18 protein-coding genes are annotated in these 15,623 nt (G+C 74.2%); 13 read left to right on the top strand and 5 right to left on the bottom strand.

All coding sequences use genetic code 11. The features are described from left to right. Nucleotides 1–63 precede the first annotated feature (63 nt). The 4 genes from BMW27_RS02240 (at nt 64) to BMW27_RS02225 (ending at nt 3,538) form a co-directional block, all read left to right on the top strand. Nucleotides 64–834, top strand: a complete 771-nt coding sequence (locus tag BMW27_RS02240; RefSeq protein WP_091438385.1) for an IclR family transcriptional regulator — start codon at nt 64–66, stop codon at nt 832–834. An 82-nt stretch (nt 835–916) separates the two neighbouring features. Next, complete coding sequence (locus tag BMW27_RS02235) at nt 917–1,768, top strand: fumarylacetoacetate hydrolase family protein (protein ID WP_245743256.1); 852 nt, start codon at nt 917–919, stop codon at nt 1,766–1,768. Further along, nucleotides 1,765–2,796, top strand: a complete 1,032-nt coding sequence (locus tag BMW27_RS02230; protein WP_091438380.1) for a zinc-dependent alcohol dehydrogenase — start codon at nt 1,765–1,767, stop codon at nt 2,794–2,796. Before BMW27_RS02235 ends, BMW27_RS02230 begins: the two co-directional genes overlap by 4 nt. 1 nt (nt 2,797) lies before the next feature. Continuing rightward, entirely contained in the window at nt 2,798–3,538 is a 741-nt protein-coding gene (locus BMW27_RS02225; RefSeq protein WP_091438377.1) for an SDR family NAD(P)-dependent oxidoreductase, read from the top strand. A gap of 84 nt (nt 3,539–3,622) precedes the next feature. On the opposite strand, the gene BMW27_RS02220 is transcribed toward BMW27_RS02225, so the two are convergent. Both BMW27_RS02220 and BMW27_RS02215 read right to left on the bottom strand, forming a co-directional pair. Continuing rightward, nucleotides 3,623–4,807, bottom strand: a complete 1,185-nt coding sequence (locus tag BMW27_RS02220) for a dipeptidase (RefSeq protein WP_091438374.1) — start codon at nt 4,805–4,807, stop codon at nt 3,623–3,625. A gap of 6 nt (nt 4,808–4,813) precedes the next feature. Next, the gene (locus tag BMW27_RS02215) at nt 4,814–6,247 is read right to left on the bottom strand and encodes a DNA-binding protein (protein WP_091438370.1); all 1,434 of its coding nucleotides are present in this window, start codon (nt 6,245–6,247) and stop codon (nt 4,814–4,816) included. A 215-nt stretch (nt 6,248–6,462) separates the two neighbouring features. Here BMW27_RS02215 and BMW27_RS02210 point away from each other — a divergent pair, with 215 nt between their 5' ends. The 9 genes from BMW27_RS02210 to BMW27_RS02170 all read left to right on the top strand — a co-directional run bounded on the left by BMW27_RS02210 (nt 6,463) and on the right by BMW27_RS02170 (nt 13,583). Continuing rightward, nucleotides 6,463–6,927: an MSMEG_3727 family PQQ-associated protein gene (locus tag BMW27_RS02210; protein WP_245743255.1), complete on the top strand. Its 465-nt coding sequence runs from the start codon at nt 6,463–6,465 to the stop codon at nt 6,925–6,927. A gap of 13 nt (nt 6,928–6,940) precedes the next feature. Next, nucleotides 6,941–8,653, top strand: coding sequence for a PQQ-dependent dehydrogenase, methanol/ethanol family (locus BMW27_RS02205; RefSeq protein ID WP_091438367.1), 1,713 nt, complete (start codon nt 6,941–6,943; stop codon nt 8,651–8,653). A 5-nt stretch (nt 8,654–8,658) separates the two neighbouring features. Further along, on the top strand, nt 8,659–8,781 hold the full coding sequence (gene pqqA, locus BMW27_RS02200; RefSeq protein WP_139206810.1) for a pyrroloquinoline quinone precursor peptide PqqA: 123 nt from the start codon (nt 8,659–8,661) through the stop codon (nt 8,779–8,781). 107 nt (nt 8,782–8,888) lie between these two features. Next, complete coding sequence (pqqB, locus tag BMW27_RS02195; protein WP_091438360.1) at nt 8,889–9,791, top strand: pyrroloquinoline quinone biosynthesis protein PqqB; 903 nt, start codon at nt 8,889–8,891, stop codon at nt 9,789–9,791. Nucleotides 9,792–9,799: 8 nt separating this feature from the next. Further along, nucleotides 9,800–10,498 carry a pyrroloquinoline-quinone synthase PqqC gene (pqqC, locus tag BMW27_RS02190; protein WP_091438357.1) on the top strand — a complete coding sequence of 233 codons (699 nt, stop codon included), beginning with the start codon at nt 9,800–9,802 and terminating at the stop codon, nt 10,496–10,498. Continuing rightward, complete coding sequence (gene pqqD / locus BMW27_RS02185) at nt 10,464–10,802, top strand: pyrroloquinoline quinone biosynthesis peptide chaperone PqqD (RefSeq protein ID WP_091438355.1); 339 nt, start codon at nt 10,464–10,466, stop codon at nt 10,800–10,802. The genes pqqC and pqqD overlap by 35 nt, the downstream gene beginning before the upstream one ends. Nucleotides 10,803–10,809: 7 nt before the next feature. Next, entirely contained in the window at nt 10,810–11,889 is a 1,080-nt protein-coding gene (gene pqqE / locus BMW27_RS02180) for a pyrroloquinoline quinone biosynthesis protein PqqE (protein ID WP_091438353.1), read from the top strand. 52 nt (nt 11,890–11,941) lie between these two features. After that, nucleotides 11,942–13,039 (top strand): sodium:calcium antiporter, encoded by a 1,098-nt coding sequence (locus BMW27_RS02175; protein WP_091438350.1) that lies wholly within the window; start codon nt 11,942–11,944, stop codon nt 13,037–13,039. 136 nt (nt 13,040–13,175) lie between these two features. Beyond that, nucleotides 13,176–13,583, top strand: a complete 408-nt coding sequence (locus tag BMW27_RS02170) for a YkvA family protein (protein ID WP_091438348.1) — start codon at nt 13,176–13,178, stop codon at nt 13,581–13,583. Between the two features lie 69 nt (nt 13,584–13,652). Here the strand turns inward: BMW27_RS02170 and BMW27_RS02165 are convergent, their stop codons facing one another. The 3 genes from BMW27_RS02165 to BMW27_RS02155 all read right to left on the bottom strand — a co-directional run bounded on the left by BMW27_RS02165 (nt 13,653) and on the right by BMW27_RS02155 (nt 15,572). After that, nucleotides 13,653–14,066: a GlcG/HbpS family heme-binding protein gene (locus BMW27_RS02165; protein ID WP_091438345.1), complete on the bottom strand. Its 414-nt coding sequence runs from the start codon at nt 14,064–14,066 to the stop codon at nt 13,653–13,655. 172 nt (nt 14,067–14,238) lie between these two features. Then, the gene (locus BMW27_RS02160) at nt 14,239–15,000 is read right to left on the bottom strand and encodes an FAD-binding oxidoreductase (RefSeq protein ID WP_091438343.1); all 762 of its coding nucleotides are present in this window, start codon (nt 14,998–15,000) and stop codon (nt 14,239–14,241) included. Continuing rightward, a complete protein-coding gene (locus tag BMW27_RS02155) occupies nt 14,970–15,572 on the bottom strand; it encodes a molybdopterin-dependent oxidoreductase (protein ID WP_175486294.1) in 603 nt (200 codons plus the stop codon). The genes BMW27_RS02160 and BMW27_RS02155 overlap by 31 nt, the downstream gene beginning before the upstream one ends. Between the last annotated feature and the right edge of the window lie 51 nt (nt 15,573–15,623).

Below are 15,623 nucleotides of genomic sequence, written 5' to 3'. Positions count from 1 at the left end.
TTCTGGAACGCGATGGAGACTACGCACACATCCGGCGGAGCGACAGCTCCCGGAGGGGGCGGCGTGAGCCCGCTCGACGAGAGCCGGCTCGTCGGCTCCGACCGGGTGCTCGCCGTGCTCAAGGAGCTGGCCCGCCACGCCGACGGCGCCGGCCTGGAGGAGCTGACCCGGGCGATCGGCAGCCCCAAGCCCACCGTGCACCGCGCGCTCGGCTCGTTGCGTCGCGCCGGGCTCGCCGACCAGGACGCCCGGGGCCACTACGTCCTCGGCGACGAGTTCCTCCGGATGGCGTTCGCCCACCACGAGGCCCGGCCGGAGCACGTCCGCGTGCGCCCGGTGCTCGAGAGCCTGGCCGCCCACTTCGGGGAGACCTCCCACTACGCGGTCCTCGACGGCCGCGAGGTGGTCTACCGCGCGAAGGTCGACCCGCCGACCGGGGCCGTGCGGCTGACCTCGACCATCGGCGGGCGCAACCCGGCCCACGCCACGGCGGTCGGCAAGCTCCTGCTGGCGCACCGGCTGACCACCCGCGCGGACGTGGCGGCCTGGGCCGGGACGGCGGAGCTCGTGCGACGCACACCGCGGACCCGCTGCACGGTCGAGGACCTGCACCGCGACCTGGCGCGGACCCGGGAGCAGGGGTACGCCACCGACGACCAGGAGAACGAGACCGGCGTCAACTGCCTGGCGCTGCCGGTCTTCCTCACCTCGCCGAGCGCGCCGTCGGGTGCGCTGAGCATCAGCGCGCTCGCCTACCGGACGCCGCTGCCCGCCCTGGTCGAGGCGCTCGGCGTGGTCCGTGGGCTGCTGGGGTCGATGGGGGAGGCCCGGTGACGCGGACCGCCGCGCCCGTGGTGGGGCTCCGCCCGGCACCGACCTGCCCGCACCCGACCCTGGAGACAGCACCGTGTACCTGATGCGCATCGGCGCGCCCGGCGCCGAGAAGCCCGTCGTCCGCCTCGACGACGAGACCTACGTCGACGTCTCCGACGTCGCCCCCGACTTCGACGAGACCTTCTTCGGCAGCGGGGGCCCCGAGCTCCTCCGCCCGGTGGTGGCCGAGCGCGCGGCCGCCGGGCAGGTCGCGCGCTTCGCCGGGGAGCGGATCGGCGCGCCGATCGCGCGGCCGCACCAGATCCTGTGCATCGGCCTGAACTACCGCGACCACGCCGCCGAGACCGGCCAGCCGGTGCCCGCCGAGCCGATCCTGTTCACCAAGTCGCCCAACACGCTCGTCGGCCCGGACGACGACGTGCGCATCCCGCGCGGGTCCACCAAGCCCGACTGGGAGGTCGAGCTGGGCCTGGTCATCGGCCGGCGCACCAGCTACCTGGACGCGGTCGAGGAGGCCCGCGACGCGATCGCCGGCTACCTGGTCGTCAACGACGTCAGCGAGCGGGCGTTCCAGATGGAGCGCGGCGGCCAGTGGTCCAAGGGCAAGTCCGCCGAGACCTTCAACCCGGCCGGCCCCTGGCTGGTCACCCCGGACGAGGTCGACGACGTCCGGGCGCTGGACATGTGGCTGGACGTCAACGGGGTGCGCCGGCAGACCGGCAACACCAGGACGATGGTCTTCGACCCGTACGTGATCGTGCACCACCTGAGCCAGTTCATGGTCCTGGAGCCCGGCGACCTGATCAACACCGGCACCCCGCCCGGCGTCGGGATGGGGTTCCGGCCGCCCGTGTGGCTGCAGCCCGGTGACGTCGTGGAGCTCGGCATCGAGGGCCTGGGGTCGCAGCGGCAGCACGTGCTCGGGCCGCGGTGAGCACACCCACCGTGCGGGCGTTCGTGCTGACCGCGCCGGGGGAGGCGTCGGTGCAGGAGGTGCCCGCGCCCGTGGCCGTCCCCGGCGAGGTCGTCGTCGACGTCGAGCGGGTGGGCGTCTGCGGCACCGACATCGAGTTCTTCACCGGCGAGATGACCTACCTGCACGAGGGGCACTCCGCCTACCCCATGCGGCTGGGCCACGAGTGGGCGGGCACCGTCTCCGCCGTCGGGGACGGCGTCGACCGGTCCTGGCTCGGCCGCCGGGTCATGGGCGACACCATGCTGGGCGACCGGACCTGCCGCGCCTGCCGGAGGGGCGCCCAGCACGTCTGCGCGCACCGCCAGGAGGTCGGCATCCGCGGCGGCCGTCCCGGTGCGCTGGCCGAGCAGCTCGCCGTCCCCGCGTGGTCGCTGCACGCGCTGCCGGACGCCGTCGACGCCGTCCTCGGTGCGCTCGTCGAGCCCGGCGGCAACGCGCTGCGCGCGGCGCAGGCCGCCGGTGTCGGCCCGGGCGACCGGGCCCTGGTGCTCGGCCCGGGGACGATCGGGCTGCTGGCGGCGATGTTCCTGCGCGCCGCCGGCGCCGAGGTGCACGTGATGGGTCTCGGTGCGGAGTCGCTGGCCTTCGCCCGCAGCCTCGGCTTCCCGCACGCCTGGACCGAGGCGACGTTGCCCGACGAGCCGTTCGACGCGGTCGTCGACGCCTCCAACGCCGTCCACCTGCCTGCCCTGGCCCTCGACGTGGTGCAGCCGGCCGGCCGGGTGGTCTACATCGGCATCGCCGGCGAACCCAGCACGATCGACACCCGGACCCTGCTCCTCAAGGACGTCACCGCGGTCGGCGTGCTGTCCGCCTCGCCGGCGCTGGACGACACCATCGCCGCCTACGCCGGCGGCGCGGTCGACCCGCGACCGCTGGTCGCGGCGACCGTCGGTCTCGACCGGGTCGGTGCCGTGCTCGCCGGCGAGCGCATCGAGGGAGCCGGCCCCGGACCCAAGACCCACGTCGACCCGAGAGGCGCCTGACATGACCGAGTTCGGAGGGCTGGTCGCCGTGGTGACCGGCGGCGCCAGCGGCATCGGCGCGGCCACCGCCCGCCTGCTGCAGGAGCGCGGCGCGCGCGTCGCCGTCCTGGACCGCGGGACCGACGGTGCCCCGGACGGCGTCCTGGCGCTGCGCTGCGACGTCACCGACGCCGCCGCCGTCGACGCGGCCGTCGGGACGGTCGTCGAGCAGCTGGGCGGCCTCGACGTGCTGGTCAACAACGCCGGCATCGGTGCGACCGGGCACGTGGGGGAGAACGACGACGCGGAGTGGGCCCGCGTCCTCGACGTGAACGTCACCGGCACGGCCCGGGTGACCCGGGCGGCGCTGCCGCACCTGCGCCGGTCCGCGCACGCGGCCGTGGTGAACACCTGCTCGGCGGTCGCGTTCGTCGGCGTCCGCCAGCGGGCGCTCTACAGCGCGAGCAAGGGCGCGGTGCTCGCGCTGACCCTGGCCATGGCCGCCGACCACGTCCGGGACGGCATCCGGGTCAACGCCGTGGCCCCCGGGACGGCGGAGACGCCGTGGGTCGGCCGGCTCCTCGCTGCCGCCGAGGACCCGGCCGCGGCGGCCGAGGCGCTGCGGGAGCGCCAGCCGCTGGGCCGGCTGGTGACCGCCGAGGAGGTCGCCCACGCGATCGCCTCGCTCGCCTCCCCGCTGGCGGCCTCGACGACCGGCGCGGTGCTGCGGGTGGACGGCGGCATGACCGGCCTGCGCGTCTGACCGCGGCGCGCGGACACCCGCGCCGCGTGCGGGCGCCGGATCGCGGCGTCGTCGGGTCGCGGCGGGCACCGGCCCGCGACCGGCTCACGGTCGGTCGAGGTCCTCGATCCGCGCCGTCGACGGGCCCCGCACGGCGGCCGCGGAGCGGGACACGGCCTCGGCCTCGCGGAGCACCCGCAGGACGTTCCCGCCGACCAACCGGACGCAGTCGTCCTGGCTCCACCCGCGGCCGAGCAGCTCGGCGATCAGCGCGGGGTAGCAGGCGACGTCGTCCAGGCCGTCGGGGACGTCGTCGGTCCCGTCGTAGTCCCCGCCGAGACCGACGTGGTCGATGCCGGCCACCGTCCGCACGTGCTCGACGTGGTCGGCCACCTCGGCGAGCGACGCGCGCGGCCGGGGGTGCCCGGCGGCGTACTCGGCGCCCACCGTGGCACGGACCCCTGCGTCCCGCGGGTCGAGGCCGCGGCGCTCCACCTCGGCCCGGAGCCCGAGGGCCCAGGCGCGGCACCGCGGCGACACGAAGTCCGGCACGAACGTCACCATGCACACGCCGCCGTTGGCGGCCAGCCGGCGGAGCAGGTCGTCGGGGACGTTCCGCGGGGAGTCGCAGACGGCACGGGCCCCGGAGTGGGAGAAGACGACCGGTGCCTCCGCGACGTCCAGCGCGTCGCGGGCCGTGGTGGCCGCCACGTGGGACAGGTCGACCAGCATGCCGAGCCGGTTCATCTCGCGTACGACCTCGCGTCCGAAGGGGCTGAGTCCACCGGTCGCGGGGACGTCGGTCGCCGCGTCGGCCCAGGGCACGTTCACGTTGTGCGTCAGGGTCAGGTAGCGGACACCGAGCCGGTGCAGGACCCGGAGGGCGCCCAGCGAGTTCGCGATGGAGTGGCCTCCCTCGGCGCCGAGCAGCGAGGCGATCCGGCCCCGGGAGAAGGCGGCCGCCACGTCGTCGGCGCCGAGGGCCAGCTCCAGGTCGTCCGGGTGGCCGCGGATCATCCGGTGGACGAGGTCGACCTGCTCCAGTGTGGCGGCCACCGCCGCGTCGCCCTGCAGTGCGCCCGGGACGTAGACCGACCAGAACTGGCCGCCGACCCCGCCGCGCCGCAACCGCGGCAGGTCGGTGTGCGTCCCCGGCACGGGGCCCGCGAGGTCCACCCGGTCCAGGTCGGCCCCGAACCGGGTGCGGAGGGCCCACGGCAGGTCGTTGTGGCCGTCGACCAGGGGGTGCCGGCGCAGCAGGGCGCGGGCCGCGGCGAGGTGGCCGGTCATCCCGCCCTACAGACCCAGCGCCTGGCGGACGCGGGGTGCGTGCCGCCGGGCGACCGGCACGATCTCGTGACCGCGCGTGCTGGTGGCGAGGAACAGCGCGCCCTTGAACCCCTGCTCGATCTCCCGCACCCGGCCGAGGTTGACGAGGAAACGGCGGTGGACGCGCAGGAACCCCCGGCCGGCGAGCTCGTGCTCGAGGCGGTCCAGACCGCGGACGGCGGCCAGCAGCCGTCCCTGGTCGGTCACGAGCCAGACGTTGTCGTGGTCGGTCTCCGCGTACCGGATCTCGCGGGGGTCGAGGAGGACCCACCGGTCCTCCCGGAGGGCGACGACCCGGGTGGGGAGCGGTCGCGGGCCGGGTGAGCCGGTGTCCGGGGCGTCCTGCAGCTCCGGATCGCCGGTGCCGCGGGATCCGAAGACCAGCAGCGCGCCGATGACCTGCGACCCGTCGAGCACGGGCCGGACGGCGACCGGGAGGGGCTGGTCGAGGAAGGGCACGTAGAGCAGCGTCGACCCGCTCCACCCCGGGTCCTGCCGGGCGCGGACGGTCGCCCGCCGGGTCAGCTCCAGCACGGCGGGGACCTGCGGCATCCACCGGTCCGACGGTGCGAAGGCCGCGGCGTCCGCCGGGGTGCCGAGCAGGACGGCGGCCGCGGTGTTCGCCAGCACGACCTTTCCGACCGTGTCCACCACGGCCAGCGGCGTCCCCGGCGCCTCACGGGTGTCGGCGAGGGCCGCCGCGAGCAGCGCGCCGGTGTGCCGCGCCCGCTGCCGCAGCTTGGCCTCGGTGGTCGCTGCCGCCGCGCGCAGCCACGGCAGGACGGCGTCGGACAGCGGCGTCTCCCAGCACGAGATGTCGAGGGTCGCCAGCGGCTCGCGGGTGACGACGTCGCGCACCGCGACGCCGGCGCACATCCAGGAGTGAAACCCCCGGCACCAGTGCTCCGGACCCCTGACCAGGACGGGGCGCCGGGTCTCCAAGGCCGTGCCCATGCCGTTGGTGCCGCTCGCGCGTTCCGACCAGGTCGACCAGGGCGCGAGGTTGCTGTCCGCGGCCAGGTCGAGCACGCGCCGACTGCCCCAGGCCGCCAGGACCCGCCCGTCGCAGTCGCTCACCGCGACCAGACCGTCGACGCCGTCGAACTGCCGTGCCGCCCCCGCGGCCAGGCCGCCGAGCTCGGCGAACACCACGTCGTGCTCGATCGAGTGCGACGTGCCCTCGGCAGCGGCGGGAGCCCGTTGCAGGTGTGGGCTGACCTCGTACTCCTCGCGGCACCGGTACCAGGACACCAGGATCTCGGGGCGGACCCCGTGGACGTCGTCCGCGCCGGCGGCGAACCGCTCCCGGGCCGCCGCGACCCGATCGAGGCTCTCACCGGAGAGCGCGGCCCCGCTCGTCGCGGGGGACGCGCCTGTCGTCGGCTCTGTCTCGCCGTTCATCCAGTTGCCCTTGGGCTCGGGGGAGCGAGCGTCCCAGGATCCATCAGGGGTCGGCCGACCCCGAGGCTAGCCATCCGCGGACGGGGTTCCAACGACGTCGGACGCGGTGGCCCGGAGGACCCGGGCACGGCGGCCGGGGGAGGAGGCGCCACTGGCAGCGCGAGCGGGACCACCTCGACCACTTCGACACCGAGACCCACGAGGAGGTGGGGTCCGTGGCGACCCTCACGCCGGACCGGTCCGAGATGCTGCGCCAACTCGGTCTGGACAGGCAGAACGTCGGGATGCTGGGCCGGTTGCTGGCCACCGGGAACATCGGTCAGGCCCAGGAAGGGCCGGACGGCCGGATGACCGCCGAGATCCACATCGTCCCCGACCAGTTGATCTGGGACCCCTCGGTCCTGGTCCTGCCCCACGGCGGCGACCTGGACATCGAGTTCGTCAACGACGACCAGAACACCCACTGCGCGCTGGTGCCGAGCAACGGGGACAGCCAGTGGATGTGGCTGCCGAACTACTCGCGGGGGACCATGCACGTCACCCTCGACGGCCCTGGTCAGTACTGGTTCAGCTCCAACATCGGCAACGACGAGGGCCGAGGCCTGATCGGCGCGATCGTCGTCATGGGCGACGTGCCGGCGTCGGCCCGCCTCGACCGCCCGCCGCAGCCACGCCCGTAGAGAGGAGCAGTCGATGACCACCATCGAGTACCGGCAGGCCCCGCCCCCCGTCGACTTCGGCTCCCTGACGACCGCGACGGGGACCGCGCCCCCGGTGGTCCAGGGCGTCACGTACGAGCGCATCCTCGATGCCCGCTCGGAACCGCAGAACTGGCTCACCTACTACGGCGCCTACGACGGGCAGCGGTACAGCCCGCTGGACGAGATCGACACCGGGAACGTCACGCGTCTCACGCCGGCGTGGGTGTTCAGCTTCTCCCCGCACGGGCTGCACGCGGGCCAGTCGACCTACGCCTTCGAGACCTGCCCGATCGTCGTCGACGGCGTCATGTACGTCTCCGGGTGGGACGGCTGGGTCTGGGCGCTCGACGGCAAGACCGGGCAGCTGCTGTGGCAGTACAAGCACGCGATCCCGTTCGACGTCTCGCTGTGCTGCGGCAACGTGAACCGCGGCGTCGCCGTGGCGAACGGCAAGGTGTTCGTCTGCACCCTGAACGCCCACGTGGTCGCCCTCGACGCCACCAACGGCGACCGCATTTGGGACGTGACCAACGGTGACGTGCGCGCCGGGGAGAGCCTCACGATCGCCCCGCTGGTGGTGAAGGACCGGGTCGTCGTCGGCAGCTCCGGCGGGGAATTCGGGGTGCGCGGCCACCTCGACGCCTACGACATGGAGACCGGGGAGCGGGTCTGGCGCTGCTACACGGTCCCCAAGCCGGGCGAGCCTGGCTCGGAGACCTGGCCCGCCGAGGGCGAGGCCTGGGCACGGGGCGGCGCCAACTGCTGGATCACCGGCACCTTCGACCCGGAGACCAACCTCCTGTACTGGGGGACCGGCAACCCGGCACCCGACTTCGACGGGGAGGTCCGGCCGGGCGACAACCTCTTCACCGACAGCGTGATCGCGGTGGATGCCGACACCGGTGAGATCCGCTGGCACTACCAGTGCACCCCGCACGACCTGTGGGACTACGACAGCAACATGGAGTGCATCCTGTTCGAGCAGGATGGGCGCAAGCTGCTCGCCCACTTCGACAAGAACGGCTACTGCTTCGTCCTGGACCGCACGAACGGCGAGCGGGTGCGGATCTTCCCGTTCGTCGACCGGATCACCTGGGGCGAGATCAGCCCCGACGGGCAGGTGACGCCCCGGATCTACCCCGACAAGGAGGGGGAGGAGGTCCACTTCTACCCCGGTCCGGCCGGTGCCAAGGAGTGGACCCACGCGGCCTACAGCCCGAGGACGGGCCTGTTCTACGTCCCGGTGCAGGACACCGGTGCGAGGGTCGCCCGCCGGCGCCGGGAGTTCAAGGAGAGCATCCCCTACTGGGGCGCGGCGGTCATCGTCGACGCGGAGGACATGGCGGGGTCGGTGTCGGCCTTCAACGCCTCCGGCGAGGAGGTGTGGCGCTGGCGCAACGACCTGCCGATGTGCGCGTCGGTGCTCGCCACGGCGGGCGACCTCGTGTTCGCGGGCACGCCGTCCGGGACGTTCGTGGCCCTCGACGCCCGCAGCGGCGAGTTCCTGTGGCAGTTCAACTGCGGCAGCGGCCACCACAGCAGCCCGATCACCTACAGCGTCGAGGGCAAGCAGTACGTCGCCGTCCCGGTCGGCTGGGGCGCCTGGGTCGAGGGCTTCCTGCCCGGGATGATGGGCGGCCCGCACGGCCAGGCGATGTTCGTCTTCTCGCTGCCCGAGGACATCGACTCGGCCGGGGGGAGGTGACCGTGATGGACCAGGAGCTCTGCGTCTCCCCGCCCTGCGCAGAGGAGTGGGAGGCCCCCTCCTTCGAGGAGATCCGGGTGTCCGCTGAGGCGACCGCGTACATGGGCGTCCAGGACGACTGGGACTAGGAGGACACGTCGGGAACCGGGCGGAGAGGCGTCGGGCGGTGCGGTCCGGCGCCTCTCCGCCTCCGCAGCGCTCTGTCGGCCCGCTGCTGGGAGGACCACCGATCGACATGTGGGTGCGGGTGCTGGGCTCGGCGGCGGGAGGCGGGTACCCGCAGTGGAACTGCGCCTGCCCGCCGTGCCGGGCGGTGCGCGACGGGTCCCGGCCGGCCCGGCCGCGCACCCAGTCGTCGGTCGCGGTGAGCGCGGACCGCCGGCGGTGGTTCCTGCTCAACGCCTCACCGGACGTCCGTGCCCAGATCGAGTCCTTCCCCGCGCTGCACCCCGCCGGCGGCCCCGACGGCGCCCGGGTGGTCCCGCTGGAGGCCGTGCTGCTCACCGACGCCGAGCTGGACCACACGCTCGGGCTGCTGCTGCTCCGCGAGGGGGGAGGCCTCGTCCTGCACGCCACCGAGGCGACCCACGACACGCTGCGCCAGGGGACCTCGCTGCTCCGCACGCTGGAGGCCTACTGCCCGGTCGAGTGGCGACCGGTCGTGCCGGGGGTGGACGTGCCGCTGGCCGACGGGCTGTCCTACCGGGCCTTCGACGTCCCGACGACCAAGCGCGCCCGGTTCCGCTCCGGTTCCCGGGAGGGGCGGGTCGTCGGCTACCGCCTCACCGACGAGCGCAGCGGCCGGGCGCTGGTCCACCTGCCGGTGCTGCAGGAGCTGACGCCGCAAGTGCGGAACGAGCTCGACGGCGCCTGCCTGCTCGTCGACGGCACCTGCTGGTCCGACGACGAGCTGATCCGGCTCGGCCTGGCCGGCCGGACGGCACGCGAGATGGGCCACCTGCCGATCAGCGGCCCCGGGGGCAGCCTCGAGCAGCTCGCCCGGCTGCCCGCCGAGCGCCGGATCTACGTCCACGTCAACAACACCAACCCGATCCTCCTCGAGGACGCGCCCGAGCGGCGCACCGTCGAGGAGCACGGCATGGAGGTCGCCGTGGACGGGCTCGACCTGGAGGTGTGAGGCCCCTCATGACGCCGACCGCGACGGCCACCGACGAGTTCGTGGCCGCGCTGCGCGAGCAGTCCCGCCGCTACCACGACCAGCACCCCTTCTCCCGCAGGATGAACGAGGGAGAGCTGGGCCGTGAGCAGATCCGCTGCTGGGTGGCCAACCGGTTCGCCTACCAGGCGGCCATCCCGCGCAAGGACGCCGCCATCCTCGCCAACTGCCCCGACCGGCAGGTCCGCCGCCGCTGGATCCGCCGCATCCACGACCACGACGGCACCGCCGACGGCGAGGGCGGCATCGAGGCGTGGCTGCGCCTCGGCGAGGCGGTGGGCCTGGACCGCGAGGAGCTGGAGGACCAGCGGCACGTCGTCCCGGGTGTGCGGTTCGCCGTCGACGCCTACGTCACCTTCGCCCGCACCCGGCCATGGGTCGAGGCGGTGGCCTCCTCGCTGACCGAGGTGTTCGCGCCGGACCTGATGGCCGAGCGCCTCGCCGCCTTCGAGCGCCACTACACCTGGATCGACCCGCAGGGCCTGGCCTACTTCCGGGCCCGGCTGACGCAGGCGCCCCGCGACTCCGCACACGCCCTGGAGGTGGTGACGGAGCACTGCCGGACGCCGGAGACCCAGGCCGCTGCCCTGGCGGCCCTGTCCTTCAAGTGCGACGTCCTCTGGAGCATGCTCGATGCGATCGACCGCGCCTGCGCAGACCGCCGGTAGTGCCGGCCGCCCCCGGCTGGCCCGCTCCGTCCGGCTGAGGTTCGACCCGGCACGCGGCCGGTCCGTGCTGCTGACGCCGGAGGCGGTGACCGTCCTCAACGGCACGGGGGCAGCCGTCCTGGAGCTGTGCGACGGGCGGCGGACGACGGCCGAGATCGTGGCCGAGCTGCGCGGGCGGTACGCGCACGTGGACGACGACGAGGTGCGCGCCTTCGTCGACCGCCTCACCGCCCGCCGGTGGCTCGAGATCGGGAACGGTGAGGCCGGCCGGGGGCAGGCCCGCCATGGGCAGCGCCGTGGATAGCCCCGCCGTGGACCGGCCGTTCGGCCTGCTGGCCGAGCTGACCTACGGCTGCCCGCTGCACTGCTCGTACTGCTCCAACCCGCTCGAGCTCGCCGCCCACACCGACGAGCTCACCACGGCGGAGTGGCAGCGCGTGCTGGTCGAGGCCCGGGACCTCGGCGTGCTGCAGCTGCACCTCTCCGGCGGTGAGCCGCTGCTGCGCCGCGACCTCCCCGGCATCGTCCGGTACGCCGCTGAGCTGGGCCTTTACACCAACCTGATCACCAGCGCCCTCGGGCTGACGCCCCGCCGCGCGGAGGAGCTGCTGGCCGCGGGCCTCGACCACGTGCAGATCAGCCTCCAGTCGGACGAGGCCGCCCTGTCCGACCGCCTCGCCGGGGTGCGGTCGTTCGAGCGCAAGCTGGTCGCCGCCCGGCTGGTGAAGGAGCTGGGCTGGCCGCTGACGCTGAACGTCGTCCTGCACCGGCACAACGTCGACCGGGTCGCCGGCATCCTCGACCTGGCCGAGCAGCTGGGGGCCGACCGGATCGAGCTGGCCCACACGCAGTACTACGGGTGGGCCCTGCGCAACCGCGACGGGCTCCTGCCGAGCAGGGCGCAGCTGGCGCGCGCCGAGGACGTGGTGCGGGCGGCCCGCGGGCGGCTGCAGGGGCGCATGGAGGTCATCTACGTGCTGCCCGACTACCACAGCCGCTACCCCAAACCCTGCATGGGCGGCTGGGGCCGGCGCCAGCTCACCGTGGTGCCCGACGGCGACGTCCTCCCCTGCCCGACCGCACACACCCTGCCCCTCCCACGGGCCAGCGTCCGGGAGCACTCCCTGGCGTGGATCTGGGAGCGGTCACCGCTCTTCCAGCGCTTCCGCGGCACGAACTGGATGCCCGATCCCTGCCGCAGCTGCGACCGCCGCGAGCTCGACTTCGGCGGCTGCCGCTGCCAGGCCTTCCAGCTCACCGGCGACGCCGCCCGCACCGACCCGGTCTGCCACCTCTCGCCCGACCACGGCCTCGTGGCCGCGGCGGTGGCCGCCGCCGACGAGGAGGCGCGGTCACGGGACACGGTGCTGATCCCCCGGCGCAGCCGGTGACCGCCCGCCGACGCTCCGGCCCGGCGGCTCGCCGCGAGGAGGAGCTCCGGCCATGACCTCGGTGTTCGTCTTCATCTCCGGGGCGACGCTGCTGGTGATCAGCGCAGAGAAGCTCATCACCCACCTCGTCGGGGCGGCCGGTGGGCTACGCATCCCGCTGTTCCTGCTGGCCATCGTCTTCACCGGCGTCGAGTTCGACGACATCGCGCTCGGCGTCGGGCTCAACCTGGAGGAGCTCAGCGGTGTCGCGCTCGGCGTCGTGTTCGGCACGGCGCTCTCGTTCACCGGGATCGTCCTCGCGGTCGCGGCCATCACCCGGCCGAGCGTCGTCGACATCCCGCGTGACTACCTCGTCGTGTTCGCCGCCGCCCCCGTGGTGATGGTCGCGTTCACGCTCACCGGGCCGCTGACGGTCACCAACGGAGTGCTGCTCCTCGGTCTGTTCGTCCTGTTCGTCGGCTACGTCGCCGCCCGGGAGCTCCGCAGGAGCGTCGCGGTCTTCCGCGACGAGGAGGTGTGCGAGGCCGCCGCCGCCGAGGTCGGGGACGGCACACCGCCCCGACGCGGGGCGGACACGCACGTGCTGCCGGACCAGCCGGCCGGGGCAGCAGCACGGACCGGCGCCGAGCGGACGCAGCAGGTCGTCGACGAGCCCCGCGCCGAGCCGAGCGAGCTGCCCGCCGGCTGGGCCCATCTCGGACTGGCGGTGGTCGCCCTGGCCGGCCTCGTCGTCGGCGCGGCGACCGTGAGCACCGGGACCGAGGGGATCCTGGAGACCTACGGGCTCGAGGGCACGGTGTTCGGCGCCACCATCGTCACCGCCGTGCTCACCATGGAGGACGTCTTCCTGACGGTGGAGCCCTTCCGGCGGGGCGTGCCGGAGATCGGGGTCGGGAACGTCATCGGCAGCGTCGTCTTCTCGGTCACGGGGAAGCTGGGCATCACCCTGCTGGCCGGCGGCATCGTCGTCGGCCCGGACGTGTCCACCTGGCACCTGCCCGCGCTCGTCGTCCTCACCGCGCTGGCTGCGTACCTGCTCTCCACCGGCCGGCTGACGCGGTGGCACGGCTGCCTCCTCCTGGCGCTCTACGCCGTGTACTGGGTGGTCAGCCTGGTCGCGTTCGGTGGGGTTCCGGTCGAGATGGGGTGAGGACCCCCGTGCCCCCCGCCGTGGGAGGACCCCGTCCTCCGCACGCTCAGGGCGGAACCCGGGACGGGGCCGCGGCGGGACCCTGCACGGGGGGCACCGTCCCGCCGGCGGACGGGACGAGGGAGGTGGCGGCGGGATGCCGGACTGGGCGTGGTCGCTGATCGGCGTGCTGGGCGGCCTGCTGCTGTGCTGGCTGCTGCTCGTGGCGGTGCTGTGGAGGACCTGCCGGGACGAGCTGCGGGTGCGGGAGCTGCTGCGCCTGCTGCCCGACGTGCTGAGGCTGGTGCACCGGCTGGCCGGCGACGGCACGCTGCCGCGAGGCGTGCGGGTGCGGCTGTGGCTGCTGCTGGCCTACCTGGCGCTGCCGATCGACCTGGTGCCCGACTTCGTGCCGGTGCTCGGCCACGCCGACGACGCGATCGTGGTCGCCCTGGTGCTGCGCTCGGTGGTGCACCGCGCCGGCGCGGCTGCGATCGCCCGGCACTGGCCCGGCACGCCCGACGGCCTGGCCGCGCTGCGCCGGGCGAGCCGGCTGCCGGTGTAGGCCTCCGCTCGCCCGGGGCGCTGCGCTCCCGCGGGGCCGACCCGCGTGCTGCCCGGTGGGTCCGGTACGTCAGAAGCCGGCGGTGGCCGCCTCGCAGACCGTGGTGTCCTGCTCACCGGTGCCACCGCTCACCCCGACGGCGCCCACGATGACCCCGTCCGCGCGCACGGGGGCGCCACCGGCGAAGACCATCACCTTGCCGCTGTTGGACGCCTGGATGCCGTAGAACGGCCCACCCGGCCTGGCCAGGTCGGCCAGTTCGGCGGTGGCGATGTCGAAGGCCCGGGCGGTGAAGGCCTTGTTGATGGCGATGTCGACGCTGCCGCGCCAGGCGCCGTCCATGCGCACGTGCATGACGAGGTCGCCCCCTGCATCGACGACGGCGATGTTCATCGGCTGCCCGATCTCTGCGGCGCGCGCCTCCCCGGCCGCGACGATGCGGCGGGCGTCGTCCAGGGACAGGCTGGTCAGCTGCTGGGTCACGGTGATCCCTCCCGGTCGGAGCCGTTCGGTCCAGGGGCCGGAACGGGATGGGGGTACCCGGGCCGCGACGTGACCAACTCCGCTCTCGGCCGGTCGCCGTCCTGCCGGACCTGCAGGACCTGCAGGACCGGGACGGTGCACGGCACTCCGTGGGGCGACGCCGCCGGGACGGCTACGACGGGTCGCCGGACCCGCCGAAGCGTTCGAGCCTGATCCACGACGGGTCGTGACCGAGGTCGACGAGCGTCGTGGCGGTGCTCTCGACGAAGGAGGTGGGGCCGCACACGAAGACCCGCGGCCGCGTCGTGGGCGCGAACGTCTGTGCCTCCAGCATGCGGCGGTCGATCCTGCCGGTCAGACCCCGCCAGCCCGCGGGTGCCTCCCGGGTGAGCGTGATCGTGGTCTGCGGTCCCAGGACGTCGCGGGCGAGGACGTCGTCGGACGTGCGTGCCGAGTACAGCAGGCGTACCGGCGTGGAACCCCCCGTGCGCCGGTGGTGGTCGAGCATGGCGAGGAACGGGGCGACGCCGGCGCCACCCGCGACGAGCTGCACGGGGCGGCGTCCCTCGGCCTGCCCCGCGTCCCGGTCCACGGCGGACGACCAGACGAAGTACCCGCCGATGGGGCCGCGCAGCTCCAGCAGGTCGTCGGAGCGCAGTTCGTCGGTGAGGTACGGCGAGACCTCGCCACCCTCCAGGCGCTCGACCAGCAGGTGCAGCCGGGGGTCCTCGGGGGCGGAGGCCAGCGAGTAGCTGCGCTGGGCCGTGTAGCCGTCCTCGGCGGTCAGCCGTACGTCGACGTGCTGGCCGGGCAGGTGGCCCGACCAGCCGGGGACGTCGAAGAGCAGCCGGTGGACGCGAGCGGTCTCCGGGCGGTTCTCGAGGACCGTGGCGCGCAGCCAGTTCAGTCGCCGCTGTACCGCTGCTCGAGCCATGGGTCCCCGCGATCGTGGTAGCCGAACGTCTCCCAGAACCCCGGCTCGTTGAACCGGGTCAACGCGAACCCGCGGAGCCACTTGGCGCTCTTCCAGAAGTAGAGGTGGGGGACCAGCAGCCGGGCCGGCCCCCCGTGTTCAGGTGCGAGCGGCCGCCCGTCGTAGGTGTCGACCACCCACGCCCGGCCGTCGGTCAGGTCGGACAACCGGTGGTTGGTGGTGTACCCGCCGTCGCAGAAGGCGAGGACGTACGCGGACTCGGTCCGGACGCCGTCCAGCAGCGTGTCGACCGCGACGCCCTCCCAGCGGGTGCCGAACTTCGACCACTTCGTGACGCAGTGGATGTCGACCGAGACCGCCTCGCGCGGCAGGTCCCGGAACTCCTCCCAGGTCCAGCGCCGCAGGCCGTCCACCTCGCCCTGGAGCGTCAGGTCCCACTCGGTCAGGGGCGTGTGCGGCGTCGGACCGGCGGACAGCACGGGGAAGGTGTCGCCGGCGTCGTACTGGCCCGGGGGCAGCCGCTCGTCCCCGCGCTGCTCCCGTCGACCGAACCCTCGAGAGACCAGTGACACGACGGCTCCTCCCCGGGCGTTGCCCCCACCGGTGCCGACCCTCCCCGCTCC

It is taken from the genome of Geodermatophilus poikilotrophus (assembly GCF_900111455.1).
GTDB classification, from domain to species: domain Bacteria; phylum Actinomycetota; class Actinomycetes; order Mycobacteriales; family Geodermatophilaceae; genus Geodermatophilus; species Geodermatophilus poikilotrophus.
Note: the sequence above shows the minus strand (reverse complement) of the source record. Positions and strands in the feature narration are given on the sequence as shown.